Below are 25,792 nucleotides of genomic sequence, written 5' to 3'. Positions count from 1 at the left end.
AGGACTCGAACCTACGACCGATCGGTTAACAGCCGATAGCTCTACCACTGAGCTACTGCGGAATAATGAAGACAATTTGTATCTTATAAAAATTCTCTCTGTAAGTCAAGAAGTTTTTAACAACATCTTGTTCAAACGTGACATGTTTATAATATACTGGATTGCGTTTTTACTGTCAAGATTTTTTCGATATCGGTTTGAGTTTCCCTTTACACTTTCCACAGACATATCTTTTTGTATTTATTTGACGCCTTCTTACATATTGAAGTGAACACTCCATACATTCATACTTATAAATCTTTTTTTCCTTCTCTTCATTAATCATTTGTTTACAAAAACGTGGTGCATCAACTTTCTTTAACAACTCACGAAATTCCCTGTCCCTGTGCTTATACCCTCTTCCTGCAATATGTAAGTGATAATGACAAAGCTCATGTTTAATAATCCCGACTAACTCTTCTTCACCATACACTTCGTAATATCGATAATTCAGTTCGATATTATGACTCTTCAATAAATAACGCCCACCAGTTGTACGTAATCTATTATTAAACACTGCTTTATGTAAGAACGGTACCTCAAAGTATTGTAGTGACACTTCTTCCACTAGTCGCTGAATTTCTTGCTCATCCACTCTCATTCCTCCTAAACAAAAAAATATTTTTACACTTTTCTCCCTTCTTATACATATATTAAATAGTACATATACCCATCCTCATGTAAGAAACGTGGTTTCTAAAAACAAAACATGAATAGAAATCCACTCACCAACCTCTCATCAATAGCATTTTAGATTTTTGAGAGCAGGATTAAACAAGGAGGGATTCCTATGCCTACGTGGCTAAAAAAACAAATGCAACGTGCATATTTCGAAAAAAACCGGTATCAAATTAAATTATTAAATGAATGCTGGTTTTATTATAGCAAAATACATCAAAGCTCATAATCCATTACACTTTTTATTCCATAAAAAAAGAGCAGTTTCGTCTGCTCTCTTCTCTTACTATTCAATCGGCAACATAGATAGTGCAACGCGTCCTTTTTTTGTATCAATATCATCTACCCATACTTTTACAATTTGCCCTACTGACACAACATCTAACGGATGCTTTACAAACTGTTTGCTAAGTTTAGAAATATGTACTAAACCATCTTGCTTTACGCCAACATCAACAAAAGCACCAAAATCAACAACGTTACGAACTGTTCCTTCTAGTTCCATACCACGTTTTAAATCTTCTAATTTCAAAATCCCTTTTTTCAGAAGTGGTTTAGGCAACTCATCCCTCATATCTCTTTCTGGACTAATAAGCGCATCTATAATATCAACTAACGTCGGCTCCCCAACTCCTGTTTCTTGAGATAACTTAGAAATCTCTACTTCTTCCAATCTCTTTTGTAATTGCGGTTGTCCTACGTCATCTATCGATAACCCTAGACTCTTCAATAACAATTCAACATTTTTATATTGCTCTGGATGAATACCTGTTCGATCTAATGGATTCGCTCCTTCTAGTATACGTAAGAAACCTATACATTGTTCATACGTCTTTGCACCTAAACGCGGGATTTTCTTTAATTCCGTGCGCTTTGTGAATTTCCCATCTTCTTCTCTCTTTGCCACAATATTTTTCGCAACAGTTTTCGATAAACCTGAAACATATTGTAACAATGCAACCGAAGCCGTATTTACATTAACCCCAACTTGGTTAACAGCTGTTTCTACTACAAATGTTAATGACTCATTCAGTCTCTTTTGAGATACATCATGTTGGTATTGTCCAACCCCAACTGATTTAGGATCAATTTTCACAAGTTCAGCAAGTGGATCTTGCAGACGTCTTCCAATAGAAACGGCACTTCTCTCTTCAACTTGTAAATTTGGGAATTCCTCACGAGCTAAATCAGAAGCTGAATATACACTAGCACCCGCTTCATTTACAATAATATAAAAGACATCTCGGTTCACACTTTGTAATACATCTACTATAAACTCTTCTGTTTCTCTAGATGCTGTCCCGTTACCAATTGCAATCATTTCAACTTGATATTTATCTATAATAGAAAGAACTTTCGTTTTTGCATCATCATATTTACGAACAGGTGGATGCGGATAAATAACATCGATATGTAGTACTTTCCCCGTATCATCTACTACAGACAATTTACAACCAGTTCTATATGCCGGATCTACCGCTAGCACGACTTTCCCTTTCATCGGAGGTTGTAATAATAAGTTACGTAAGTTCTCAGAGAAAATATGTATCGCTTGTTCTTCAGCTGTTTCTGTTAATTCTTTACGAATTTCTCTTTCGATTGAAGATTGAATTAATCGTTTATAACCATCTTCAATCGCTAATTGTACATAATGTGCACTTTTCGAATCGTTATCACGAATTACTTTCTTATTTAAGAAAGTTACTATCTCATCTACTGGCGGAACAACAGCAACTCTCAATATATCTTCTTTCTCGCCACGATTCATTGCTAATACACGATGTGGTACTACTTTTTGCAATGGTTCTTCATAACTGTAATACATTTCATATATATTCTTTTCATCTTTTTCTTCATCTTTCACGGACGAAGACATAACACCTTTTCTAAAAGTAACATTTCGAATCCAACTACGATACGCAGCTTCATCTGAAACCATTTCTGCAATAATGTCTTGTGCACCTTGTAAAGCTTCTTCTGCAGATTGCACTTCTTTCTCTACATTAATAAATTCCACTGCCTTTTTAGCCGGATCTTCTTTCTTATATAACAATAACCATTCAGCTAATGGTTCTAATCCTCTTTCTTTAGCGATTGTCGCTTTCGTTCTTCTTTTCTCTTTATATGGACGATATAGATCTTCTACTTCTTGCAACTTTGTAGCTTTAACAATTTGCTGTCGTAGCTCTTCTGTCAGTTTCCCCTTCTCATCAATAAGACGAAGAACTTCTTCCTTCCTATCTTCAAGTTGCATCATATATTGCCATCTCTCTAAAATCGTACGAATTTGCACCTCATCTAAAGAGCCTGTCCATTCTTTTCGGTAACGAGCAATAAATGGAACTGTGTTACCTTCTTCTGTTAATTGAATAACATGACGAACTTGCTTTTCGGTAAAGCCTAATTCTTTCACTAACATTTTCATTAACGCTTGTCGATTATCTACCATTTCCATATACAACCGTAACCTCCTCTATAATAAAAAAAGTTGCCCTTCAAAGAGAGCAACTTAAACTGCCGATTTAAAAATCTATTAGTCCTAAACTAATTTGTAACGCTTCATCTACACGACTCATCATCACTTCATCCAAATGAGTGATTTTGTCCGTTAAGCGTTGCTTATCGATTGTTCGAATCTGCTCAAGTAAAATAACAGAATCTCTCTCAAAACCATACTTTTTCGCATCAATTTCCACATGAGTGGGTAATTTCGCTTTTTGAATCTGTGCAGTAATAGCCGCTACAATCACCGTTGGACTAAAACGATTTCCGATGTCATTTTGAATGACAAGAACCGGACGAACGCCTCCTTGCTCAGAACCAACAACTGGGGAAAGGTCTGCAAAATACACGTCGCCGCGTTTTACAATCAAAATATTACCCCCCGCTAACTAAGCGTTCTACTGTATGAGCTGCTTCATACTCTGCTAAGAAAGCTTCAGATGCAATACCAAGATTAATTTTTCCCATTTCAATGTACCCACGTCGCATTGATTCATGTTGGTAGCGTTTCTTCGTCTTATGTTGACGCAATAACAATTGTGTTGCCTGGCAAATTAGTTCATGGCGATTCTTATTCTCTTGTTTTCCAATTCCGTCCAATTCCGTTACCATTTGCTTTGGCAACCGAACCACGATTTCAGTAGTTACACTTGATTCGGACACAAAAATACACCTCCACCGTCAACTACACACCCAAATATATATATGACACCTATTGTAATAATACCATTGTATGGAGCCTGTTGCAAAGACTTCCTTATTCCTTGCTTATGTTTTCCAATTCACAAACAAAACATTCATCTTCTTAAATTTTTTATCTCATAACTAACTCAAAACAATAGAACCCCTCTTCAAAACTTACGTGCAACTTATATAAAAAATGATTATAAGTAAAAAGCTTCTCATCAAAAAGAGCTTATTATCCAGCAATGAACAGTCACTCCAATGACAAGAAGCAATCATACTACCTTCTATATATTGTTCAAGTAATTAATTATCTCTACAACCTTACCATTCCGTATAAATATTCTTGGCACACGGAAACTGATCGTTGCAATAATTTCATAATTAATAGTCCCTGAGTATTCCGCAACCTCCGTAGCGCTAATATACTCATCTCCTTGCCTTCCAATAAGCGTAACTTTCGTACCAAGTGGCACTTCACAAGGAAGATGAATCATGAACTGATCCATTGTTACTCGCCCTACAATCGGTACCCTTTTACCATTTATAAGCACTTCAAATCCTTGTAACCTTCTAAGCCACCCATCTGCATAGCCAATCGCTACAGTCGCAATCCATTCTTCAGTTTTCGTTCGATAGGTGACGTTATAACTAATTCCATCACCTTTAATTACCTGTTTAATATGAGCGACTTTCGTATGAAGTGATAGCGCCGGTTCTAATTCAAATGGTAAAAAAGGACGTATTTCTACAGAAGGAGATAATCCATACATTGCAATCCCAATTCGCACTGCATTAAATGTAATCCCTTGAAAACGTAACGTCGCAGCACTATTAGCTGTATGAACAAACTTAGGATCCACTCCGAATTCTTTCAACCAACTTAACTGCTCCAAGAACGTGTTATATTGCTTATCAAAATACGAAGTCTCAACCTCATCTGCCGTTGCAAAATGCGTGTATACTCCTTCTAACTCTAAAAACGGTGCACCCTCTAAACTCTTTAAAAATTCTTTTAGCTCTTTTCTTTCACGTATTCCAATTCTCCCCATACCACTATCAAAGTTAATATGGAATTTCATTACAGATGAACCATCCCAAAGTTTAATTGCTTCTTCCACCCATTCTTTTTGAAAAACAGTTAGCGCTACATCATTTTCAGCAGCTACATTTACATCACGCGGCGGCGAGGGACCTAACACTAAAATCGGTTCAGTAATACCAGCCCTCCGAAGCACTAAAGCTTCATCTAAAAAAGCAACAGCTAACCTTGTTGCACCTGCTTCTAATGCCGTTTTAGCCACCGGTACATAATCGTGCCCATATGCGTTTGCTTTAACTACAGCAAAAATCTCTACATTACTTGGGATGAACTCTTTAATATGTGTAACGTTGTTATAAATGGCATCTAAATCCACTTCCACCCAAGTGTCACGGTAAAATGGTGCTTCTTCCATAAATACACTTCCTTATACACGATATGCGAAGCTTATTCTTTTATATGCTTCTTTTATGAAATCCACCTTCAAACTAAGAAAAGACGTGGTGCACATATATCACCACGTCTAAGAAGTTTACTTCACCTGCTTCGCTGTAACTGAACGAGCAACCATTAACAGCTCCTTCGGCTCTAAACCTTTAGACACGAGCATATATTCTACTCCGTTATGCGACCACGTTACAGAGTCTTTCGTTAATGCACCAATCGTAAACCCAAGATCAACTGGTTCTCCACTTACACTTACCGCTGATGATGCCTCTGCAACTTTTGCCTTTTCTTGTATTAAAGTAAAGGATTTCTTATTTCCAGTGTATGTGAGTATCGCACGCTTGCCACTGTCTGTCTTCAACTCTTTTTCATCTTGCAGAGTCATACCTTGTGGTGTATCAAGTGGATACAAAATAGCAAACGGTTTGTCTTCTTTCGCTGTTGTTTGAACATCTATCTGTGCTCTAGACATATTTTGTTTCGTATCAAATGCACCTTTATCAAATTTCGCATCGAATTTCACTTTAGAGAAATCTACTTTCACAAGAACATTTTGATCATTATCCATCAACTTCACTGAAACTGGAGTCAAGTCGCTCTTATTCAATGTAATCTCTTGTCTCGGCAACATATTTTGATGTTGATAGTTTGTTTTTGTTTTAAAAATATAATACTTATCTGTTTTCTCAAAAGTAAGGTTTTTCTTGTCCTGCAAAATATCTCTTACAAGTGATTCATATAAATAAGCCTGGCTACTATTTTGCGGCCAATCACTTTGAAAACGGAAGCTCTTATTAAGTGCTGGCGTTAATACAAATACACCTTCTTCATTTCTCAAAATAATTTGGCTCTGATCTTTTTTTGCATTTTTTAAATTCACACGATAAAAAGACGGTTCCTTATGCCAAATCTCTACGTTATACTCTTGAGGCTCATTGCCTGTTTTAATAGATAATTTTGCCTCAGCTTGATAACTTTTCATCCCTTTTACTTTTGATTCTAAATCTCTCACGACATCATCTTGCTTCTTTTCCATACAACCCGCCAACACAAAAACGGTCAACAAACCGACAAGAACTAAAAACAGACGCCTTTTCATCAATTCAGCCCCTTTGCCCCTATAAATGAATGGAAGATGTACCTTCCTTATCGCTACCTCAAATATATGAGACAAAGATATAAAATATGCAGACTAGCGTGACGAGCTTTCTAAAACAACTTGAGCAACAGCAAATTCCTTACTATGACTAATTGATAAATGAACAATATACTCTGTACTTGTAATCAGAATTGGCTTACCTCTTTCATCATTTTTCACTTCAATATCTAAAAAACTCACTTCTTTTCCGATACCAGTACCTACAGCTTTTGAATACGCCTCTTTCGCTGCAAACCTTCCAGCTACAAACTCTGTAAGGCGACTTCCTTTCAGCTCCATAGCAACATTACGTTCATTTTCCGTTAAAATACGTTCCATAAATTTAAGCTTTCCATCTAGCATTTTTTCAATACGATTTAATTCAATAATATCGATACCAATCCCTATAATCATTTCGAAATCCCCTTCTTCTATTTAACTTTCTTCTTTCATATTGATAAGAATAACAGAGAATCTTTCTGATGCAAAAGGGGTGAAAGTAACCGTATGCTAATAAGATCCACTCATATTTCTTTACAACCGACTATTCTTACCTTACTTCTTATTCATTTAGTCATGATGATATTAGGCGACTTTTTTCTCTTGCCACTGGCAGCCTCTAATGAATATATCGCTAAAGGAGAATGGTGGCGTGTCATAACTTCTCTTCTCGTACACGTAGACTTACAACATTTTCTTTCTAATAGTATTTTTTTGTTTGCTCTTGGTTCTTCTATCGAAAAACAACTCGGACACTTTTCTTTTTTTATTCTATTTTTTCTCTCTGGAATTTCTGGAAATATTTCTTCTTCTATTATGATGCCGCTTGAATATATTCACGCAGGTGCATCAGGTGGTATTTTCGGACTATTAGGTGCACAGTTATTTTTATTGTACAATCGATACCGCTCTTCAAAACCAAAAGAAATTGCCATTTTCTCAATTATGATTCTTCTATTACTGCTATTTACTTTCTTTAACCCTTCTGCCAATCCGATCAGTCATTTAACAGGTTTAATAACCGGTGGCATTTTAACCCCTTTTTTAACCAAAAAAAACGATGGTGCAAAGCTTATTTAATATAAAAGCTTGCACCATCGATAATTTCTACATCTACTTGTTCACTTAAATCTCTCATTAATTGAAATAAAGACTCATCCTTCATCTTCGCCTCAATCATACAATCAATTTGCGGAACACTTCCCTTTATCCTTCTTAAAAAAGATAAAAATGCCTCTACATTAATATAATCTGCATGAGCTCTTGGATCTTTTCCCTCTCTAGGGCTAGAGATATGCATTTTAACCGGCAACAAAGACGTTTCCCACGTATGAACGACACGTGCCCAGTCTTCATACCAATCTTCTTGCTCATTATTCATCATATGGTGATGCAAGTCAAATACGACGGGAATATCTAATTTTTCTCCTAAATATAATGTTTCCTCTAACGTAAAGGTTGTATCATCATTTTCTAATATAATCATTTCTTGAATACCCCTTGGGACATTCGACCAATTCTCTATAAAGCGCTCTAATGCAAGTTCTTTATCTTTATATCCTCCTCCAACATGCAGTACACATCGTTGCTTATGTTCAATCCCCATACCTTTTAATAATTTTTTGTGCATCTGCAATGTTTTTACAGATTGTTTAAAAACACTCTCCTCAGGTGAATTTAGTACAACAAAATGATCTGGATGGAAATCAATTCTCATATTCATATGAACTGCATATTCACCTAGTTTTTTTAAATTTTCTTTTAAAGGACGAATATAGTTCCACTCTAGCAATTCCTCATGATTCGCTAAAGGAATGAGCTTTGAACTGAGCCGAAAGAAAGATATGTCATGCCCTTTATTATGCTTTAATAAACGTAAACAATTTTCTAAATTGGAATTAGCAATTCTTTCAAGTTTACGAATTGCAGCAGCACGATCATCTAATTTCTGAAACTGTGCATACGTCATCGTTTGAGATGGAGATGCATTCTTCAAATGTACACTCATCGCAACGTAACCAAGCCTTACAAGCATATAACAGCCCCTTTTCTATCATAACTATTATGTAGTATGCACAATTATAGAAATAAAAAAAGAGAATGCCCGCAAAGGGCATTCTCTTTTTTTTATTAAGCTTGTGGACGGCTATGATGTTTTCTTTCGCCGCGTCCATTTGAAGAACCAGGGCGCCCTTGGCCTTCACCTCTACGACCACGACTACCACCATCACGATTACGATCGCGGTTACCATCACGATTGCGATCACGGTTTCCGTCACGATTACGTCCATCACGGTTACGGTCACGATTACGTCCATCGCCACCGCCGCGTGCATCACGACTACGATTACGGTTACCATCACGGTATCCGCCTCCGTTACCGCCGCGTTTTTTAGAACCGCCGCCTCTTGAAACAACAGGTGGTTCTGATGTTAAAGCGATCGGAGTTGTATCCGGCTCTTTAGTCATCATTTTTAAAGCAGCAGCTACTACTGTTACAGAGTCATTTTCTTCTAACATTTCTTCTGCAATACGCTTGTAGTATGCTAAGTTTTCATTTTCAATTGTGCTTTGAAGCTTTTCAGCGATTAAACGTTGTTGACCTTCTAATGCCTCGTCAAGTGTCGGTGCATCCATGCGGTCCATTTTACGTTTTGTTGTACGCTCGATATTTTTTAATTGTCCTGATTCACGTGGTGTTACAAATAGCATTGCAATACCTTTTTTACCTGCACGACCAGTACGACCGATACGGTGAACGTATGATTCTGGATCTTGTGGAATATCGAAGTTATATACGTGCGTTACGCCTGAAATATCAAGACCACGTGCAGCAACGTCTGTTGCAACAAGAACTTCAATAGAACCTTCTTTAAATTTACGTAATACAGACATACGTTTCGCCTGAGTTAAATCACCATGAATACCTTCTGCAGCATAACCACGTAAGTTTAATGCTTCTGATAATTCATCAACACGGCGCTTTGTACGACCGAATACGATTGCAAGCTCTGGAGATTGAATATCTAATAAGCGTGTTAACACGTCAAACTTTTTCTTTTCTTGCACTTCTAAATAGAACTGCTGAATGTTTGGCATTGTTACTTCTTTTGCTTTTACTTTAATGTGTTGAGGCTCAGTCATGAAACGCTCAGCAATACGGCGGATTGGATCCGGCATTGTCGCTGAGAATAGTAATGTTTGATGTGTTTCTGGCACATCTGTTAAAATTGCTTCAATGTCTTCAATGAAGCCCATGTTTAACATTTCATCCGCTTCGTCAAGAACAACTGTCTCTACGTTTTGCAGACGAAGTGTTTTACGGTTAATATGATCTAAAATACGACCCGGCGTACCAACAATAATGTGTGGGTGTTTTTTTAGAGCACGAATTTGGCGGTTAATATCTTGACCACCATAAATTGGTAAAATGCGAACACGTTTATGCTTACCAATTTTGTATAATTCTTCTCCAACTTGAATTGCTAATTCACGCGTTGGCGCGATAACAATACCTTGAACCGATTCTTTATGTGTATCCACTTTATCTAATAGTGGTAATCCGAATGCTGCTGTTTTCCCTGTACCTGTTTGCGCTTGCCCAATAATATCTTTACCTTGCAATGCATGTGGAATTGTTTCAGCTTGAATTGGTGTAGCCTCTTCAAAGCCCATACTTTCAACAGATTGCAGTAAAGAATCACTTAATCCTAATTCTCGAAATGTTGTCAATGTTACTTCTCCTTTTCTATCCTATACTTATCATTTAAAAAAAGGCGTTTTCCGAATTTGCGGAAAAGCCCTTTTCCTGAATGCTCACGTATATAAACGGGCGTATATTCTTCACGAAAATACTTCTAAACGTTATTACACTTTATCAATTATAAGTTTTGTATGTGTAAAAAGCAAACCCAACTGTTACCTTATTTTCATATTCAGAGTTTTTTTCTTCACTTTTATTTTTTTATATTTACTGTAAGCGCTTATTATAAGTTTCTTCTATTTTCGTAACTATCATCCCTATTTATATACACCAATTATTTCAACATCGTAATTACTTCTTCTAATTTCATACCGCGAGATGCTTTTATTAATACAACATCTTTCACATCGACTACTGCTTGTAAATCTTTTACTAACTCTTCTTTATTATCATACGCCTTTACACGTTCATTAGGGAAATTAATTTTCGCTCCTTCAGCAATTTGAGCCCCTAATCTACCGTATGTGAATACATGCGAGATTTTTGCTGGATCGATTAATTTTCCTACCTCATAATGGAACTGTACTTCTTGATCTCCAAGTTCTAACATATCACCGAGCACAACGATTTTTTTAGCAAAACCATCTAAACCATTCATTAAATGGAATGCTGCTTCCATAGCCGTCGGACTTGCATTATAAGCATCGTTGATAATTGTTAAACCACTATTTGTTTTCACAATTTCCATACGCATGCCCGTCATTTGAAGTGTTACTAAACCTTCTTTCATCTCTTCCCACGTTACACCAAAATGTTTCGCAATTGCCATTGAAGCAAGTGTATTATACACATTATGTTTTCCTAACACCGGTAAGTAGAATGAAATATTTTCATCTCTATTCATTTTGAAATGTGTCCCAGTTGCTTGTAATGTTACAGTCGTTGGATAATAATCGTTTGCTCTTGCATCACCAAACGTAACCGTTTCTGTTGCTAAATTCATTTCAGGAACACGATTCGTTAATAAAGGCTCATCTCCGTTATATACGAACACGCCACCTTCTTGTAACCCTGTAACAATTTCTAATTTCGCTTCAGCAATTGCCTCACGAGATCCTAAATCCATTAAATGTGCCTCACCAATATTCGTAATGATAGCTGCATTAGGACGAGCTAACTTAGATAAGAATTCAATTTCGCCTCGGCTTGACATACCCATCTCTAATACTGCTACTTCTGTAGTTTCTTCTAAGTTTAAAATGGTAAGAGGTAATCCGATATGGTTATTGAAGTTCCCTTCTGTTTTTTGCACTTTGAATTTAGTCGCAAGAAGACTTGTTACAATATCTTTCGTAGATGTTTTACCGTTACTACCCGTTACACCTACAACTTTAACATCCAATTGATCACGATAGTTTTTCGCTAACATTTGCAATGCGGATAGCGTGTCTTCCACAAAAATAACCGGAAGATTCTCAGGTGGATTCGCTACATCTTTCATCCATAATGTAGCCACAGCTCCATTTTCAACAGCTTTATCTACAAAAGCATGTCCATCAAAGCGCTCCCCTTGAATCGGAACATACAAGTTTCCTTTTTCAATTTTTCTTGTATCAATAGACACGCCTTGAATAGTAATTCCCTCATATTGCTCTGCTAATCCAGTACCATTTACCATCTGTTCCACTTGCTTTAACATTCGCTTTATCATATAGAAACGCTCCTTACATAGAGGAAGCACTATTCCTACGAATAGTGCTTCCTCCTTTTTTGTTAGATTGTATATTTAATTTTTTGTTTTTCTTCGTGACGTTCAATCGCTAAACGAATTAGCTCTTCGATTAATTCTGGATACGGTAACCCAGTATGTTGCCATAATAGAGGGAACATACTGAACGGTGTAAATCCTGGCATTGTGTTTACTTCGTTAATATACACTTCTCCATCTTTCGTTAAGAAGAAATCAGCTCGCGTTAAACCTGCACCGTCTAATGATTGGAATGCAATAATTGCATCACGCTTAATTACATTAGATTCTTCTTCTGTCATTTCAGCTGGAATAATTAGCGCCGTATCACCATCGATATATTTCGACTTATAATCATAGAAGTCCTTTTTCGGAACGATTTCACCTACAACTGAACATTTCGGCTCATCATTACCTAGTACCCCAACTTCTACTTCACGACCTACAATATTTTCTTCTACAATAATTTTGCGATCAAATTGGAATGCCTCTACAAATGCATCCTCAAGTTCTTCACGATTTTTACACTTATTAATACCAACACTTGAACCAAGGTTCGCTGGTTTTACGAAGCAAGGATATCCTAACTTATCTTCTACTTTAGAATAAGCTTCCTCACGATTTTTTTCCCATGCACTACGAATGAAGGATGCATATTTTGCTTGTTTTAAACCAGCCTCTGCAAAGATGTTTTTCATAACAACTTTATCCATACCAGCAGATGATGCTAGAACACCATTTCCTACATAAGGGATATTCATTAATTCTAATAGTCCTTGAACCGTTCCATCTTCACCGTTTGGTCCATGTAGTAATGGGAAAATAACGTCAATAGCATTCTCCTCAGAAGCTGCAGATGGGATAATTTCTGTACTTAATGATAACGGAGAAATCGCATTTTCTGCACCGCTCATTTTTAAAGCTTCAACATCTGTTACTTCGCCTTCAATACGCTCACCGCGTACCCATTGACCTTGTTCTGTAATATAAATTGGATGAATCTCGAATTTATCTTGATTTAACGCTTTAATAGCAGCAAGAGCCGTCTGTAGCGAAACTTGATGCTCAGCTGATTTTCCACCATATAATAAACCTAATTTAATTTTCGTCAATGAAATCACCCTAACCAATTGTTTTCATTTTTCTATTTTAGCACTTTTTATAAAAATAGGTAGTTCCTATTTGAAATAAAATGTAACTTCCATAAATAATTAAATAACATCACTTATTGGTTTTTCATTTCATTTTCTATATAGCTGCACAAAATAAAATGGCAATCTAATCTAGTTATGTACCTAAAATATGTAGAAATCCCCTTTTTTGTGTATATCACCTATTCACTAAGAAGATTGTTTGGTTAGTGTTTCTTTTTGCCTTTGCTCCACAAGGCGATCTAAAGAAACATATACAATACCTGCAACTACACATCCTACAGCTAAAATTGTAAATAGAAAGTGACCAAGTAATCGATCTAATAAAAAACCTCCCAAAAGTGGACCAAATGCGCTTCCTGTAATCCACTGCAAACTTGCAGCTCCCATATAAGTCCCTCTCAAATGCTCAGGGGCCAAATTTGCTACAAATGTCATCTGTACAGGCGACATAATCATCTCACCTAACGTATATATAGCATAAACGAACAGTAGTGTTATTAAAATAATTGTAGCATTTGTATTAAATTCTCCAAACCACTTCGGTAACCACCCTATAAAAAATAATCCAATCCCGAATAAACATGCACCATATAACATCGTCTTCCCGACTGGTTTGTCCGTAGCCCATTTTGAAATTTGAAACTGGAATAAAACAACTAATAGTCCGTTTAACGCCATTAAATATGGATATGGATTATTCGTTCCAAAAATACGCTTCATTTCATTATCAAAATGTAGTGGCAGCATGCCTTCCGTTTGAGAAAACCCCATCGAAATGATAATACCTGCTAATAAGTAAATCATTAATGCCTTATCTCGCATTAAAATTTTCCAAACTGCCCCAGATTCCTTTTCTTTATGTTCTTCCTTATCTATCCTCTTTGGCATCGTCTCTTGAATAAGAAGTAATACAAGTAACGCATAAAATAGCATTGTAGAAGAGGCAATAATAAATACAAGGTTCTTTGACAACACAACTACTGATGCTCCCATTATCGGACCAATCGCAGCACCTATATTGTGTCCCATTCGTAATAAACCATATGCCTCTGTTCTTTTTTCTGGTGCCGTTACATCCGCGACCATAGCTGATGCAGCTGGATGAAATAAAGAATTACTCAACCCTAAAAAAATAGATAAAATTGCATACGGAATAAATCCTTCTATAAATAGAAAACCGAGCATTAATAATGCATTACTTGCCATAGAAAATATCATAATAGGCTTTCTTCCATATATGTCAGCAATTCTCCCTCCTATAAGTGATCCAAAGCTTGCAGCAATTGGAGAAAGCGCCATAATAACCCCAACTTCCAACAACGAATCTACCTTATCTTTTAAATATAATGCAAAAAAAGGCATTAACATCATCATTGCAATTCCATTTAACGTCTCTCCAATAAATCGAATCCATACGTTACGGTCCATCTCCCTTAACTCACGCCACGTATTTTTCATCATTCCACCCCTTTAGTTAGCCAACAATTATCTTATAACAAGTTCAGAAAAATGTAAATTTTCAAATAAAAAAATCCATTCTAACAGAATTAGAATGGATTTTTTCGCTTATAAATTTGCAACATCTTCTTCTTTTTTACTATTATTTAAAGCACTATGTTTTCGGCTATATAAGAAGTAAACCGCTATACCAATAACCATCCATATCCCAAAACTAATCCACGCTGTCCCTGATAATTGAAGCATTAAGTATAAACAGAAAATCACTGTTAATGCTGGTAAAAATGGTACAAGCGGAGCCTTAAATGCCCTTGGTAAGTCTGGATGAGTTCTTCTCATTACGATTACCGCAACAGCTACAAGTGCAAATGCTGACAATGTCCCCATATTTACAAGATGTGCTAAAACATTTAAATCTATTAATCCTGAAATCAGTGCCGCAATAATCCCCGTTGTCCATGTATTTAAAAATGGCGTTTTAAATTTCGGATGAACTTTAGCAAGACGCTTCGGCAGTAAACCATCTCGGCTCATCGCATAAGAAACACGAACTTGCCCATACATCATAACTAGCATTACTGTTGTAATTCCTGTAATTGCTCCTACTGAAATTACCCCCGCTAAACCATCTTGTCCAATAAATTGAAGTGCAAAAGCAACTGGATCTGATATATTTAGCTGGCCGTATGGAACAATTCCTGTCAAAATAAGCGAAACAACGATATAAAGAACTGTACAAATTAATAACGATGCAATAATACCAATTGGTAAATCACGTTGCGGACGTTTCACTTCTTCTGCCGCTGTTGAAACTGCATCAAATCCTATAAATGCGAAGAATACTGTAGCCGCTCCAGCCATTACACCATCTAAACCAAATGGCATAAAGGGCGTCCAGTTTTCAGGTTTCACATAATTAAAACCAGCAAAGATAAAAATAAGAACAACTGCTATTTTAATAAATACCATAATGTTATTTACTCGTGCACTTTCACGAACACCCCTAGATAAAAGAACTGTCATCACTAAAATAATTAGAACTGCAGGTAGATCAATTATTCCACCCTTTCCTGTACCAGGAGCCGAGGAGAGAATAGTCGGAATATGAATTCCAAACCCCTTTAATAAAGATTGAAAATATGCAGACCAACCGTTTGCTACAGCAGATGTAGCAAGTAAATATTCAAGCATTAAGTCCCAGCCAATTAAAAATGCGAACACTTCCCCCATCGTCGCGTATGTATACGTATACACACTGCCCGAGACAGGAACTGAAGAAGCAAATTCAGCATAACAAAATGCAGCAAAGGCACAAGCTAACGCGGCAATCGCAAATGATAATATAATAGCTGGCCCAGAATGTTTCGCTGCCACAACACCCGTTAGAACAAAAATACCAGTTCCAACAATTGCTCCGATTCCAAGCATAGTTAAATCTAGCGCACCCAATGTTCTTGCTAACGTTTTTTGCTTACTTTCTTGCATTAACTTTGCAATTGGCTTCTTTTGAAAAATTTGCTTCATCTTTTACTCCTCCAAGTTTTAAATTTTCTGAAAATTTTTAATTTGCTTTTTCATTTTACTCATTACGCTTTTCCTAGTCAATACTTTTGTCGAAACAAGTAGAAATTCTTCTAAATAGGCACGATCCTTATTATTCTTTCTATATATCTTCCCATTATTTTTTTGGTATTATTATACATGTCGATTCCGTGAAAAAGGCATGCTCCCTTATTGAGAGCATGCCTTTTTTTACTTATTTCACAGTATATGAACCTTGTTCAATCCAGCTATACATATACTTTTCATCTTCTGTTTCATGTGCTTGTTTTACAATACGAAGCGGACGGAATGTGTCTATCATAACAGCTAATTCAAGCGTTTCTTTCTTCCCTATACTTGCCTCTGTTTTCCCCGGATGCGGCCCATGAGGAATCCCGCTCGGATGAAGTGTAATAGAACCTTCTTCCACACCTTTGCGACTCATAAAGTTTCCTTCTACATAGTAAAGAACTTCATCACTATTAACATTACTATGATAATATGGTGCCGGAATTGACTCTGGATGATAATCGTATAAACGTGGTACGAAAGAGCAAATAACAAAATTATGTCCTTCAAATGTTTGATGTACTGGCGGTGGCTGATGAATGCGCCCTGTAATTGGTTCAAAATCCTCTACATTAAATACCCACGGATATAAATAGCCATCCCATCCAACAACATCTAACGGGTGGTGTCCTAAAACATGTTTATGCATATAGCCTCTTGATTTTGTCATTACGACAAACTCGCCTTTTTCATCATATGTCTCTAATTTTTCTGGACCACGAAGATCTCTTTCACAAAACGGACTATGCTCTAACAATTGTCCGTATTCATTTCGATAACGACGCGGCGTTGTAATTTGGCTATTTGCCTCTACAACAAGAAACTTAGTCTCTCCTTCATCTGGAATAACACGATAAATCGTTCCAATTGGAATCGTTACATAGTCGCCTTTTCTATAGTGAATCGTTCCAAACATCGTTTCAATTTTCCCTGTTCCATAATGAACAAATAACATTTCATCGCCATCACCATTACGATAGAAATAATCCATTTTTTCTGTTGGACTCACTACTCCAATTAACAAATCTTCATTTCCAAGTATGAAATTCCGTCCACTTATTGCATCACCACTTTTTTTACTTTCTTTCGTTCGAAAGTGGCGATGAGAAAGAGCAACATCCTCTTCATACTGCAACTGACAAGAATGCGATAATGCAGAATGACCTACTTCTGTTGGCATATAATGATGATACAAAATAGACTGCGTACCAGAAAAACCTTTTGTTCCCATTACCTGTTCACGATAAAGCGACCCATCTTTTTTACGAAATTGTACATGTCGTTTATGAGGTAGTTCTCCCATGTGACGATAAAACATGCCCATCACCCGCTTCCTTTTCTTTTTTGATCGTATTACGTAGTGTACCTAAACCAGTAATCGACAGTTCTACAACATCTCCATCTTGTAGCCACTCTTCTGTACCCAGTTCTAAAATACATCCTGTTCCTACTGTCCCAGAACCAATCACATCTCCTGGATATAACGTAACGTCCTCTGAAGCACGTTCAATCATTTCAGCAAATGTATAGTAAATATCTTGGAAGTTTCCTTTTGATAATAGTTTTCCATTTACATGAGCAGTCATTTCTAAATTATATCGATCACCATTACGATAAACGTCTAATTCCTCTTTCGTAACGAGATGTGCTCCTAATGAAGTTGCAAAGTCTTTTCCTTTCGCTGGACCGAGACCTACTTTCATTTCTGTTGCTTGTAAGTCTCTCGCACTCCAGTCGTTCATAATACAATAACCAAAAATATATTCCTCTGCTTGCTCTCGAGAAATATTTCGCCCTTCTCTTCCTATTACGCAAGCAATCTCCAACTCATAATCAAGCTTTTTAGACTTTTTCGGACCAATTACAAAATCACCGGAACCAATTACAGCACGATGATTAGTAAAATAAAAAACCGGAATATCATACCATTCAGGCACAACATCTAATCCTCTTCGTCCACGAGCTGTTTTTACATGTTGTTCAAATGCGTAAAAATCTCGAATACTACTCGGATTAGGAAGAGCAGCTGTCAATTGTACTTCTTCTAAAGCATATATACCCTTATTTGGATTCTTAATATTCCGCACTACTTCTACATACTCATCCGCTTTCTCTAAAAAATCCATCATAGAAGAAGGGATTTTCCCTTCACTAGCAAGATTCATATCTATTACTTTGTCACCTTCAAGCCATCCAGCCCGTAGTTCTTTTGAAGGAAGACGAAATGTAACAAATTTCATCCTGATTCCTCCTTATAAAAATGAAATTTCCACCAGCAAAGGGACTTTTGCTGGTGGATACAAATCTTATAAGTTTCCGCGACGCTCTTGTTCTCTTTCAATTGATTCGAATAACGCTTTAAAGTTTCCTTCACCAAATCCTCGAGAACCTTTACGTTGAATGATTTCAATAAATAAAGTCGGACGATCTACAATTGGTTTCGTAAAGATTTGTAGTAAGTAACCTTCATCATCACGATCTACTAAGATCTTTAATTCTTTTAACTTATCAATTTCTTCATCGATTTTTCCAACTCGTGCAGTTAGCTCATCGTAATAAGTATCAGGTGTATCTAAAAACTCCACCCCATTTGCACGAAGCGCTTCAACTGTTTTAACAATATCACTTGTTAATAAAGCAAGATGTTGTACACCAGCTCCATTATAGAATTCTAGATACTCTTGAATTTGTGACTTTCTCTTTCCGTCTGCTGGTTCGTTAATAGGAAACTTAATACGACTTCCATTCGTCATAACTTTTGACATTAACGCCGAATACTCTGTACTAATATCGTCATCATCAAAATGAATCATTTGTTTAAAGCCCATAACATTCTCGTAATAACTAACCCACTCTTCCATTTTTTCAACATTACCAACTACATGATCAACAGCAATTAAACCAGACTCCTCAAATGGAATATTAAATTCTACCTTTTGGAATCCTGGCATAAATGCCCCTTTATAATTTTTACGCTCTACAAGCGTATGAATTGTATCACCATACGTACCAATAACTGCTTTTTTCAATGTACCGTCCTCATCTGTTAATTCCTGTGGTGGAGCAATTGCGACGGCACCACGTTTCACTGCTTCTGAGTATGCTTTATCAACATCATCAACAAGTAGTGCCACATCCTTCACGCCATCACCATGAGTCTTTACAAACTCTGCAATACGATTTTCACTACTTAAAGCTCCAGACACAACGAAACGCATATTTTTTTGCACAAGAACATAAGATACCTTTTCACGGTTTCCAGTTTCTAATCCAGAGTAAGCCACAATTTTGAATCCGAACGCTCTCGCAAGATAATAACTCGATTGCTTTGCATTCCCTACGTAAAATTCCAAATGATCTACATCACGTACTGGAAAAAAGTCCTCCATTTGTGCAGCTAGCGTATCCATAGATTTTTGTTTCATAATATCTTCATCCCCCTGTAAATAGATTAAATGGTCCATACTTAAAACCAACCGAAAACGCTTCCAACATTAATTAATAGAAATTAGTTAGCAAGCTAACAAATTCTGACCTTTAAAATTTTCTATCTTTTCTGTCAAATTCCTCTTTTTTTCTTACATATAAAATTCGACTTTTTTCTCTTTGAAATAAAGCGGGATTTTATTCAGTAGATTTTTGATTATTCGTTGAATCAAGTTTCAACCGCAGCGTTTAATTAGCCATGAATGCTGGATAATGAGGTAACTTTAATACTTGAGGGTATATAAGAAGAATATAAAAAAGACTCCAACATATTAACTACTTACTAATACGTTAGAGTCTTTATTTTTTTTGAATGATTGTATTTATATATCTCATACTAATACATTTGCAAGGAATAGAATAAATGATGTTAATATTACCGCTCCACCTAAGGATCCTAATAAATCTGTTTTTGTTACTTGAAACACTTGTTCACTGTTCATATCCCTCATTCTCCTTCCTTTTTTGTTTAATTTAAAACTTCTATTATACTAATACACTTGATAAAAATACGATTAATGCTGTTAATACTACCGCTCCACTTGCTGATCCTACGAAGTCACCTTTTGTTACTTGTAATACTTGCTCTTTCATATCTTTCATTCTCCCTTCTTTTTCTTTTGTTACAAAGCTTCTATTATACTAATACGCTTGATAGAAATACGATTAACGCTGTTAATACTACTGCCCCACTTGCTGATCCTACGAAGTCACCTTTTGTTACTTGTAATACTTGCTCTTTCATATCTTTCATTCTCCTCTCTTCTTCTTTTATTACAAAACTTCTATTATACTAATACGCTTGATAAAAATACGATTAATGCTGTTAATACTACCGCTCCACTTGCTGATCCTACGAAGTCACCTTTTGTTACTTGTAATACTTGCTCTTTCATGTCATTTATCCTCCCTTTTTATAAGTTATCTATATGTAATTTCTAAGAAATGTTTATTTCATAGTTTTTATGTTAACGTTACATTAAATTTGATAACGTAACGTTTGTAACATTAATGTAACATAACTATTATTACGTTGCAATATAATTACGTAAAATTTATTACACTTTTTTTACGTTTTTTATAATAACCCTCAAAAACCTTTATTTAATGCGTTTTTCACTAAGTTCACGTTTGTAACATTCGTGTAACATTACAGTCATAAAGTGAAATGTAGTCATATTCCTCTCTATTTTTGTTGCAAATTGTTTATTTAGTGCCACTAAACCTATCTAATCTTTACTTACTTTTAATATGAGATAAAATACCGTCTTTCCAAGATAAGTTTATATGTTTCCTCTATATAACTATGTATAATAAAAACAAAGAGGTGGTCATTTTGAAATTAATCGCATTAGATATGGATGGTACACTACTATCATCTAATCTTGAAATCTCCAAAGAAAACCTACAAGCAATCCAAACTGCACAAGAAGCCGGTCATATTGTAATGATCTGTTCTGGTCGTGCGAAAGAGGATGCTTTAAAGCTATTGGAAGAATATAAATTATCTCTTCCAGTCGGAGCAAGCAATGGGGCTATTGTTTATGTGGATGGAAAAGTAATTAACTCGCGTTGTATACAAAACGACAAAGTGTACAAACTTGCAAAATTACTAGAATCTGAAGGTTTCCCATATAAGCTATATACAAATAAAGGAGTTTATTCTCCATATACATGGCAAGATCAAGTGATGCAAGCATTCGAAGAAAATAAGCATGCGCTTGATGTTACATTAGAGGAACTTGAACGAATTACAGAAAAGCAAAAGAAATCGAACCTAATTACTGATTTCAAAAAAATAGAAGATGTTGTAAATAACCAAGAACTAGAAATATCTAAATTCTTCATTTTAACGTTTAATGCAGCGCATCGCGCACAGCTATTAAGTATATTACAAGAAGATGCTGATATTATGGTTACAGCATCGGCTCCTACTAACTTAGAAATTATGGATAAGAATGGACATAAAGGAAACGGGATACAGCAGATGGCAGCTCATTTTAATATCCCTATTGAAGATACAGTTGCTATTGGTGATAATTTTAATGATGTACCAATGTTAGAAGTAGCAGGCTTATCTGTTGCAATGGGCAACGCTGAAGAAGATGTAAAAAAGCTATGTGATGTTGTAACACTAACAAACAATGAACATGGTGTTGCTCACGCAATCGAGCAATTTGTATTGAAACAAACTTCATCTAGTAAATAAAAAAAGGACTCTTTCAATTTGAAAGAGTCCTTTTTTATACGTGATGACAAGCAACAAAATGCTCTACACCAACATTACGGAATTCTGGTACTGTTTTTTTACAAACATCCGTTGCAAATGGGCAACGTGTATGAAAACGACAGCCCGAAGGTGGATTTGCTGGACTTGGAATATCCCCTTCTAGTATAATTCGTTCTCGCTTCACTGTTGGATCTGGTATTGGAACAGCTGATAACAATGCTTTCGTATAAGGATGTAGCGGATTGGTAAATAACTCATCACGCGGTGCTGTCTCCACAATCGTACCTAAATACATAATTCCGATTTTCGTACATAAGTGTTCTACTACACTTAAATCATGCGAAATGAATAAATAAGATAATCCCTTTTTCTCCTGTAACTCACTAAATAAATTAATAATTTGTGCTTGGATAGATACATCTAGTGCCGCTACAGGTTCATCAGCTACAATGAATTCTGGATTTAATACCATAGCTCTTGCGATTACGATACGCTGACGTTGTCCACCAGAAAACTCATGGGGATACCGGTCAATATGATAAGGAGCTAATCCACATAACTCCAATACTTCAATTACCTTTTCACGCACATTTTCTTTCGTTGCTAATCCGTGGGCCAACATTGGCTCTCCAAGCGCTTCTCCAATTCTCATTCTCGGATTTAATGAGCTAAATGGATCTTGGAAAACGAGCTGCATATTAGGGCGATGTTTTCTTAATTCATCCTTGGATAAAGAATGAACATCTTTTCCTTTAAACTTCACTTCTCCCTCCGTTTTTTGAACGAGGCGTAAAATTGTTTTTCCTATTGTTGTTTTCCCGCTCCCTGATTCACCAACGAGACCAAACACTTCACCTTTATTAATAGTAAAACTTACTCCATCAACTGCTTTTACATGCCCAATTGTTCTACTAAATACGCCACCCTTAATTGGAAAATATGCTTTTAGGTTTTTCACCTCTAATAATGGTTCACTCATTGTTCCGCACGCTCCTCATATAACCAGCAAGCTACTTTATGATTTTCATCATTTACATTTAGATTCGGGGCTTCTTTGTCACATATTTCCATACAATGCTCACAACGCCCACTAAAGTAACAAAACTCACCTAAACCAACTAAATTCGGAACTTGCCCTGGAATAGAATATAGTTTATCTATTCGTTTTCCCATTACTGGTTTTGATTTCAATAATCCTTTCGTATAAGGATGTTTTGGATTTTGGAATATCTCTAGTACTGGGGCTTCTTCAATAACTTTCCCGCCATACATAACGACAACATAATCAGCCATTTCCGCTACGACACCTAAGTCATGTGTAATTAATAAAATCGACGTTTTAAATTCTTCTTTCACTTGTCTTAGTAGATCCAATATTTGAGCCTGAATGGTAACATCAAGAGCTGTTGTTGGTTCATCTGCAATTAATAACTTAGGATTACAACTAAGCGCAACAGCAATCATAATACGTTGTAACATCCCACCGCTCAGTTCATGCGGATAAGAATGGACGATTTCATCAGCGCGGGCTATGCCAACTTTACGAATTAACTCAATTGCCTTCTTATATGCTTCATTTTTACTAAGTAATTCATGCTCTCTTAACGTTTCTACAATTTGCTCCCCTACAGTGAAGACGGGGTTTAGCGATGTCATCGGTTCTTGGAAAATCATTGCAATATCATTGCCTCGTAAACTACGAAGTTCTTTCTCTTTCATTCCTAAAAGACTTTTTCCTTCATATAAAATGTCTCCACCCACTACACTGCCTGATTCAGCAATAAGTCCCATAATAGATAAAGCTGTTACACTCTTTCCGCAACCTGATTCACCTACAACACAAACTGTTTCACCCTCTCGAACAGCAAAACTAACATGATTTACAGCCTTTACTGTTCCTTCCTCCGTTTGAAAGTGTGTTTGTAAGTCTTTCAGCTCTACTACCGCTTTACTCATATCTTCTCACCTACCGTCTCATCTTTGGATCTAACGCATCACGAAGTGCATCACCAAGTAAATTAATTGATACAACTGTTATAAAGATTGCAAAACCGGGCGGAATCCATAACCATGGACGCTTTTGGAAATCGATTAATGAGTTAGCTGCGCTAATCATGTTCCCCCATGATGGTGTAGGTGGAACGACTCCAAGACCTAAGTAACTTAGTGCGGATTCTCCCAAAATAGAACCTGCAACACCTAATGTGGATACAACAATTAAAATGGGTAAAACATTAGGTATTAAGTGATATATAATTTTCCGGTAATCTTTTATTCCTAACACATCCGCAGCTTGCATAAATGCTTGCTCCCTAAGTGATAAAATTTGCCCTCTTACAAGGCGTGCAAGCCCTGGCCAACCTACTAGACTTAAAATAATCATAATGACATACAAACGATAATCAGACGGTACTTTCCACTCTGATAAAATCGCACCCATTATAATAAGTAACGGTAATCCTGGCATTGACATTAAAATATCTGCAAGCCGCATAATAATATTGTCCACAATCCCACGATAAAAACCTGCAATCGCTCCTAATAAAGCTCCAAGTATAACCGATAAAACCATTGAAGCTAAACCAATGGTTAATGAAATACGTCCCGCTTGCATAAGCCTTGTTAAAATATCTCTTCCTAATTGATCTGTACCAAGCCAATGAGAAACACTAGGTGGTTTGTTAATGAGCGCAACTTGTATTTTCCCTGATGCATATGGAGAAAAGAACGGACCGATAAAACAAAATAAAAACATAAAAATTAATGCATAAAACCCTACAAGTGCCATCTTATTTTTCTTTATCTTTTTAAAAGCTTGTCGCCATGGTGATGATTCGCTTCTGCTCTTTTTTTCTTTTTTTTCTGTAATTACTGTAACAGTCTCCATTTCTTTCCCCCCTTACTTCAACCGAATTCTTGGATCAACAACTGCATATACGATATCTGCTAAAAAGTTTGAAACGATTGTTAAACAAGAAAGAAACATCGTAAATGCCATCAATACTGTATAGTCACGGAAATTTAATGCTTCTAATTGAATATTACCAATCCCTGGCCAGTTAAAAATTTGTTCAATAATAATTGCCCCAGAAAACAATCCCGGTAATTCAAATGCTAATAACGTAATTGCTGGTAATATTGCATTTTTTAATGCATGCTTATAAATAACCGTCTTCTCCTTCAAACCTTTCGCTCTTGCTGTTCGTATGTAATCTTGTCTTACAACCTCTAACATACTTGTTCTAAAATAACGAGTTAGCGAGCCGACCCCAAGAAGTGTCAAAATAAATACTGGTAAAATCATATGTTTTGCAACTTCTATCACGTAAGCAAATCCTGTTGAATTACTGCCAACATCAATCATTCCACCTATCGGTAATAACTTAAAGTCAACCGCAAACACCTTAATTAAAAACAAGCCGATAAAGAATGAAGGGAATGACATTGCTGCAAAAACACCGATTGTTACAAGTTTATCGAATAAAGAATGTTGTTTCGTCGCCGAGAATACACCGATAATAAGTGCAATTAGCCAAATAAAAAACAATGCAATAATTGCTACACTAAAAGAATTCCAAATAAATTTATTTAATAATGACGTTACAGGCTCTTGATATTGAAGCGAGAAGCCAAAGTCCCCTTGCAATGCATTACCTAACCAATGAAAATAACGCTCAACAATCGGTTTGTTCAACCCATATAATTCCCTCAGTTCAGCTGCTCTTTCCGGTGTAATTTTCGGGTTTGAATCAATATAATCCCCAGGAAGAAGTGCGAACAGGACGAAGATAATAATTGATGTACCAAGTAGTGTAGGAATCATTTGTAACAACCTACGAACAATATATGTTTTCACCCTTTTTCTCTCCAATC

Annotated in this window: 27 protein-coding genes and 1 tRNA gene (1 of these 28 only partly in view); 3 read left to right on the top strand and 25 right to left on the bottom strand. The window is 36.2% G+C overall.

Going from position 1 to position 25,792, the window contains the following annotated elements:
- Positions 1-62 (bottom strand) — tRNA-Asn (locus NST27_RS01350); it reaches 13 nt to the left of the window's first position.
- A 113-nt stretch (positions 63-175) separates the two neighbouring features.
- Positions 176-634, bottom strand: a complete 459-nt coding sequence (locus NST27_RS01345) for a SprT family protein (protein ID WP_047385515.1) — start codon at positions 632-634, stop codon at positions 176-178.
- Between the two features lie 195 nt (positions 635-829).
- Between NST27_RS01345 and cmpA the strand changes: the two genes are divergently transcribed.
- Complete coding sequence (gene cmpA, locus NST27_RS01340; protein ID WP_001143642.1) at positions 830-946, top strand: cortex morphogenetic protein CmpA; 117 nt, start codon at positions 830-832, stop codon at positions 944-946.
- Positions 947-1,003: 57 nt separating this feature from the next.
- Here cmpA and NST27_RS01335 read toward each other — a convergent pair whose 3' ends face one another.
- The 6 genes from NST27_RS01335 to acpS all read right to left on the bottom strand — a co-directional run bounded on the left by NST27_RS01335 (position 1,004) and on the right by acpS (position 6,944).
- On the bottom strand, positions 1,004-3,172 hold the full coding sequence (locus NST27_RS01335; protein WP_000426241.1) for a Tex family protein: 2,169 nt from the start codon (positions 3,170-3,172) through the stop codon (positions 1,004-1,006).
- Between the two features lie 67 nt (positions 3,173-3,239).
- Positions 3,240-3,590, bottom strand: a complete 351-nt coding sequence (ndoA, locus tag NST27_RS01330; protein ID WP_000635965.1) for a type II toxin-antitoxin system endoribonuclease NdoA — start codon at positions 3,588-3,590, stop codon at positions 3,240-3,242.
- Positions 3,591-3,594: 4 nt separating this feature from the next.
- Positions 3,595-3,882 carry an antitoxin EndoAI gene (locus tag NST27_RS01325; protein ID WP_000004570.1) on the bottom strand — a complete coding sequence of 96 codons (288 nt, stop codon included), beginning with the start codon at positions 3,880-3,882 and terminating at the stop codon, positions 3,595-3,597.
- Between the two features lie 308 nt (positions 3,883-4,190).
- The gene (alr, locus tag NST27_RS01320; RefSeq protein ID WP_000390617.1) at positions 4,191-5,360 is read right to left on the bottom strand and encodes an alanine racemase; all 1,170 of its coding nucleotides are present in this window, start codon (positions 5,358-5,360) and stop codon (positions 4,191-4,193) included.
- Positions 5,361-5,477: 117 nt separating this feature from the next.
- Entirely contained in the window at positions 5,478-6,428 is a 951-nt protein-coding gene (locus tag NST27_RS01315) for a LolA family protein (RefSeq protein ID WP_033689732.1), read from the bottom strand.
- A 156-nt stretch (positions 6,429-6,584) separates the two neighbouring features.
- Complete coding sequence (gene acpS / locus NST27_RS01310) at positions 6,585-6,944, bottom strand: holo-ACP synthase (protein WP_000583417.1); 360 nt, start codon at positions 6,942-6,944, stop codon at positions 6,585-6,587.
- Positions 6,945-7,037: 93 nt separating this feature from the next.
- On the opposite strand from acpS, the gene NST27_RS01305 reads away from it, so the two are divergent.
- The gene (locus NST27_RS01305; RefSeq protein WP_033689730.1) at positions 7,038-7,610 is read left to right on the top strand and encodes a rhomboid family intramembrane serine protease; all 573 of its coding nucleotides are present in this window, start codon (positions 7,038-7,040) and stop codon (positions 7,608-7,610) included.
- Here NST27_RS01305 and uvsE read toward each other — a convergent pair.
- From uvsE to NST27_RS01240, 13 genes are all read right to left on the bottom strand, one after another.
- Positions 7,603-8,565 carry a UV DNA damage repair endonuclease UvsE gene (uvsE, locus tag NST27_RS01300; RefSeq protein WP_000961161.1) on the bottom strand — a complete coding sequence of 321 codons (963 nt, stop codon included), beginning with the start codon at positions 8,563-8,565 and terminating at the stop codon, positions 7,603-7,605. The genes NST27_RS01305 and uvsE overlap by 8 nt on opposite strands.
- Before the next feature lie 95 nt (positions 8,566-8,660).
- A complete protein-coding gene (locus NST27_RS01295; RefSeq protein ID WP_000206585.1) occupies positions 8,661-10,262 on the bottom strand; it encodes a DEAD/DEAH box helicase in 1,602 nt (533 codons plus the stop codon).
- A gap of 305 nt (positions 10,263-10,567) precedes the next feature.
- Complete coding sequence (gene murF, locus NST27_RS01290; RefSeq protein WP_000595964.1) at positions 10,568-11,944, bottom strand: UDP-N-acetylmuramoyl-tripeptide--D-alanyl-D-alanine ligase; 1,377 nt, start codon at positions 11,942-11,944, stop codon at positions 10,568-10,570.
- A gap of 62 nt (positions 11,945-12,006) precedes the next feature.
- Positions 12,007-13,092, bottom strand: a complete 1,086-nt coding sequence (locus NST27_RS01285; protein WP_000161427.1) for a D-alanine--D-alanine ligase — start codon at positions 13,090-13,092, stop codon at positions 12,007-12,009.
- A 228-nt stretch (positions 13,093-13,320) separates the two neighbouring features.
- Positions 13,321-14,592, bottom strand: a complete 1,272-nt coding sequence (locus tag NST27_RS01280) for an MDR family MFS transporter (protein WP_000799715.1) — start codon at positions 14,590-14,592, stop codon at positions 13,321-13,323.
- Positions 14,593-14,700: 108 nt separating this feature from the next.
- Positions 14,701-16,116 (bottom strand): amino acid permease, encoded by a 1,416-nt coding sequence (locus tag NST27_RS01275; RefSeq protein ID WP_000809361.1) that lies wholly within the window; start codon positions 16,114-16,116, stop codon positions 14,701-14,703.
- Between the two features lie 232 nt (positions 16,117-16,348).
- Positions 16,349-17,521, bottom strand: a complete 1,173-nt coding sequence (locus NST27_RS01270; RefSeq protein ID WP_013141710.1) for a homogentisate 1,2-dioxygenase — start codon at positions 17,519-17,521, stop codon at positions 16,349-16,351.
- Complete coding sequence (locus NST27_RS01265) at positions 17,487-18,443, bottom strand: fumarylacetoacetate hydrolase family protein (protein ID WP_000674007.1); 957 nt, start codon at positions 18,441-18,443, stop codon at positions 17,487-17,489. The genes NST27_RS01270 and NST27_RS01265 overlap by 35 nt, the downstream gene beginning before the upstream one ends.
- 66 nt (positions 18,444-18,509) lie before the next feature.
- A complete protein-coding gene (gene hppD, locus NST27_RS01260) occupies positions 18,510-19,628 on the bottom strand; it encodes a 4-hydroxyphenylpyruvate dioxygenase (RefSeq protein ID WP_000810922.1) in 1,119 nt (372 codons plus the stop codon).
- A gap of 393 nt (positions 19,629-20,021) precedes the next feature.
- A complete protein-coding gene (locus NST27_RS01255) occupies positions 20,022-20,132 on the bottom strand; it encodes a DUF3948 family protein (RefSeq protein WP_001083690.1) in 111 nt (36 codons plus the stop codon).
- A gap of 43 nt (positions 20,133-20,175) precedes the next feature.
- Entirely contained in the window at positions 20,176-20,283 is a 108-nt protein-coding gene (locus NST27_RS01250; RefSeq protein ID WP_000664237.1) for a DUF3948 family protein, read from the bottom strand.
- A gap of 43 nt (positions 20,284-20,326) precedes the next feature.
- Entirely contained in the window at positions 20,327-20,443 is a 117-nt protein-coding gene (locus NST27_RS01245) for a DUF3948 family protein (RefSeq protein ID WP_000654250.1), read from the bottom strand.
- A 34-nt stretch (positions 20,444-20,477) separates the two neighbouring features.
- Complete coding sequence (locus tag NST27_RS01240) at positions 20,478-20,585, bottom strand: DUF3948 family protein (RefSeq protein ID WP_000664237.1); 108 nt, start codon at positions 20,583-20,585, stop codon at positions 20,478-20,480.
- A gap of 440 nt (positions 20,586-21,025) precedes the next feature.
- On the opposite strand from NST27_RS01240, the gene NST27_RS01235 reads away from it, so the two are divergent.
- Entirely contained in the window at positions 21,026-21,898 is an 873-nt protein-coding gene (locus NST27_RS01235) for a Cof-type HAD-IIB family hydrolase (protein WP_000766421.1), read from the top strand.
- A gap of 34 nt (positions 21,899-21,932) precedes the next feature.
- Here the strand turns inward: NST27_RS01235 and NST27_RS01230 are convergent, their stop codons facing one another.
- From NST27_RS01230 to NST27_RS01215, 4 genes are read right to left on the bottom strand one after another with little or no spacing between them, the layout of a single operon-like run.
- Entirely contained in the window at positions 21,933-22,898 is a 966-nt protein-coding gene (locus NST27_RS01230; protein ID WP_001294485.1) for an ABC transporter ATP-binding protein, read from the bottom strand.
- The gene (locus tag NST27_RS01225; protein ID WP_000030777.1) at positions 22,895-23,875 is read right to left on the bottom strand and encodes an ABC transporter ATP-binding protein; all 981 of its coding nucleotides are present in this window, start codon (positions 23,873-23,875) and stop codon (positions 22,895-22,897) included. The genes NST27_RS01230 and NST27_RS01225 overlap by 4 nt, the downstream gene beginning before the upstream one ends.
- 10 nt (positions 23,876-23,885) lie before the next feature.
- The gene (gene opp4C / locus NST27_RS01220) at positions 23,886-24,806 is read right to left on the bottom strand and encodes an oligopeptide ABC transporter permease (RefSeq protein ID WP_000451080.1); all 921 of its coding nucleotides are present in this window, start codon (positions 24,804-24,806) and stop codon (positions 23,886-23,888) included.
- 12 nt (positions 24,807-24,818) lie between these two features.
- Positions 24,819-25,775 carry an ABC transporter permease gene (locus NST27_RS01215; protein WP_000860748.1) on the bottom strand — a complete coding sequence of 319 codons (957 nt, stop codon included), beginning with the start codon at positions 25,773-25,775 and terminating at the stop codon, positions 24,819-24,821.
- Positions 25,776-25,792 lie beyond the last annotated feature (17 nt).

The organism is Bacillus sp. FSL W8-0770, assembly GCF_038008705.1.
In the GTDB taxonomy this organism is placed as follows: domain Bacteria; phylum Bacillota; class Bacilli; order Bacillales; family Bacillaceae_G; genus Bacillus_A; species Bacillus_A cereus.
This window is presented reverse-complemented; position numbering and strand designations above follow the sequence as displayed.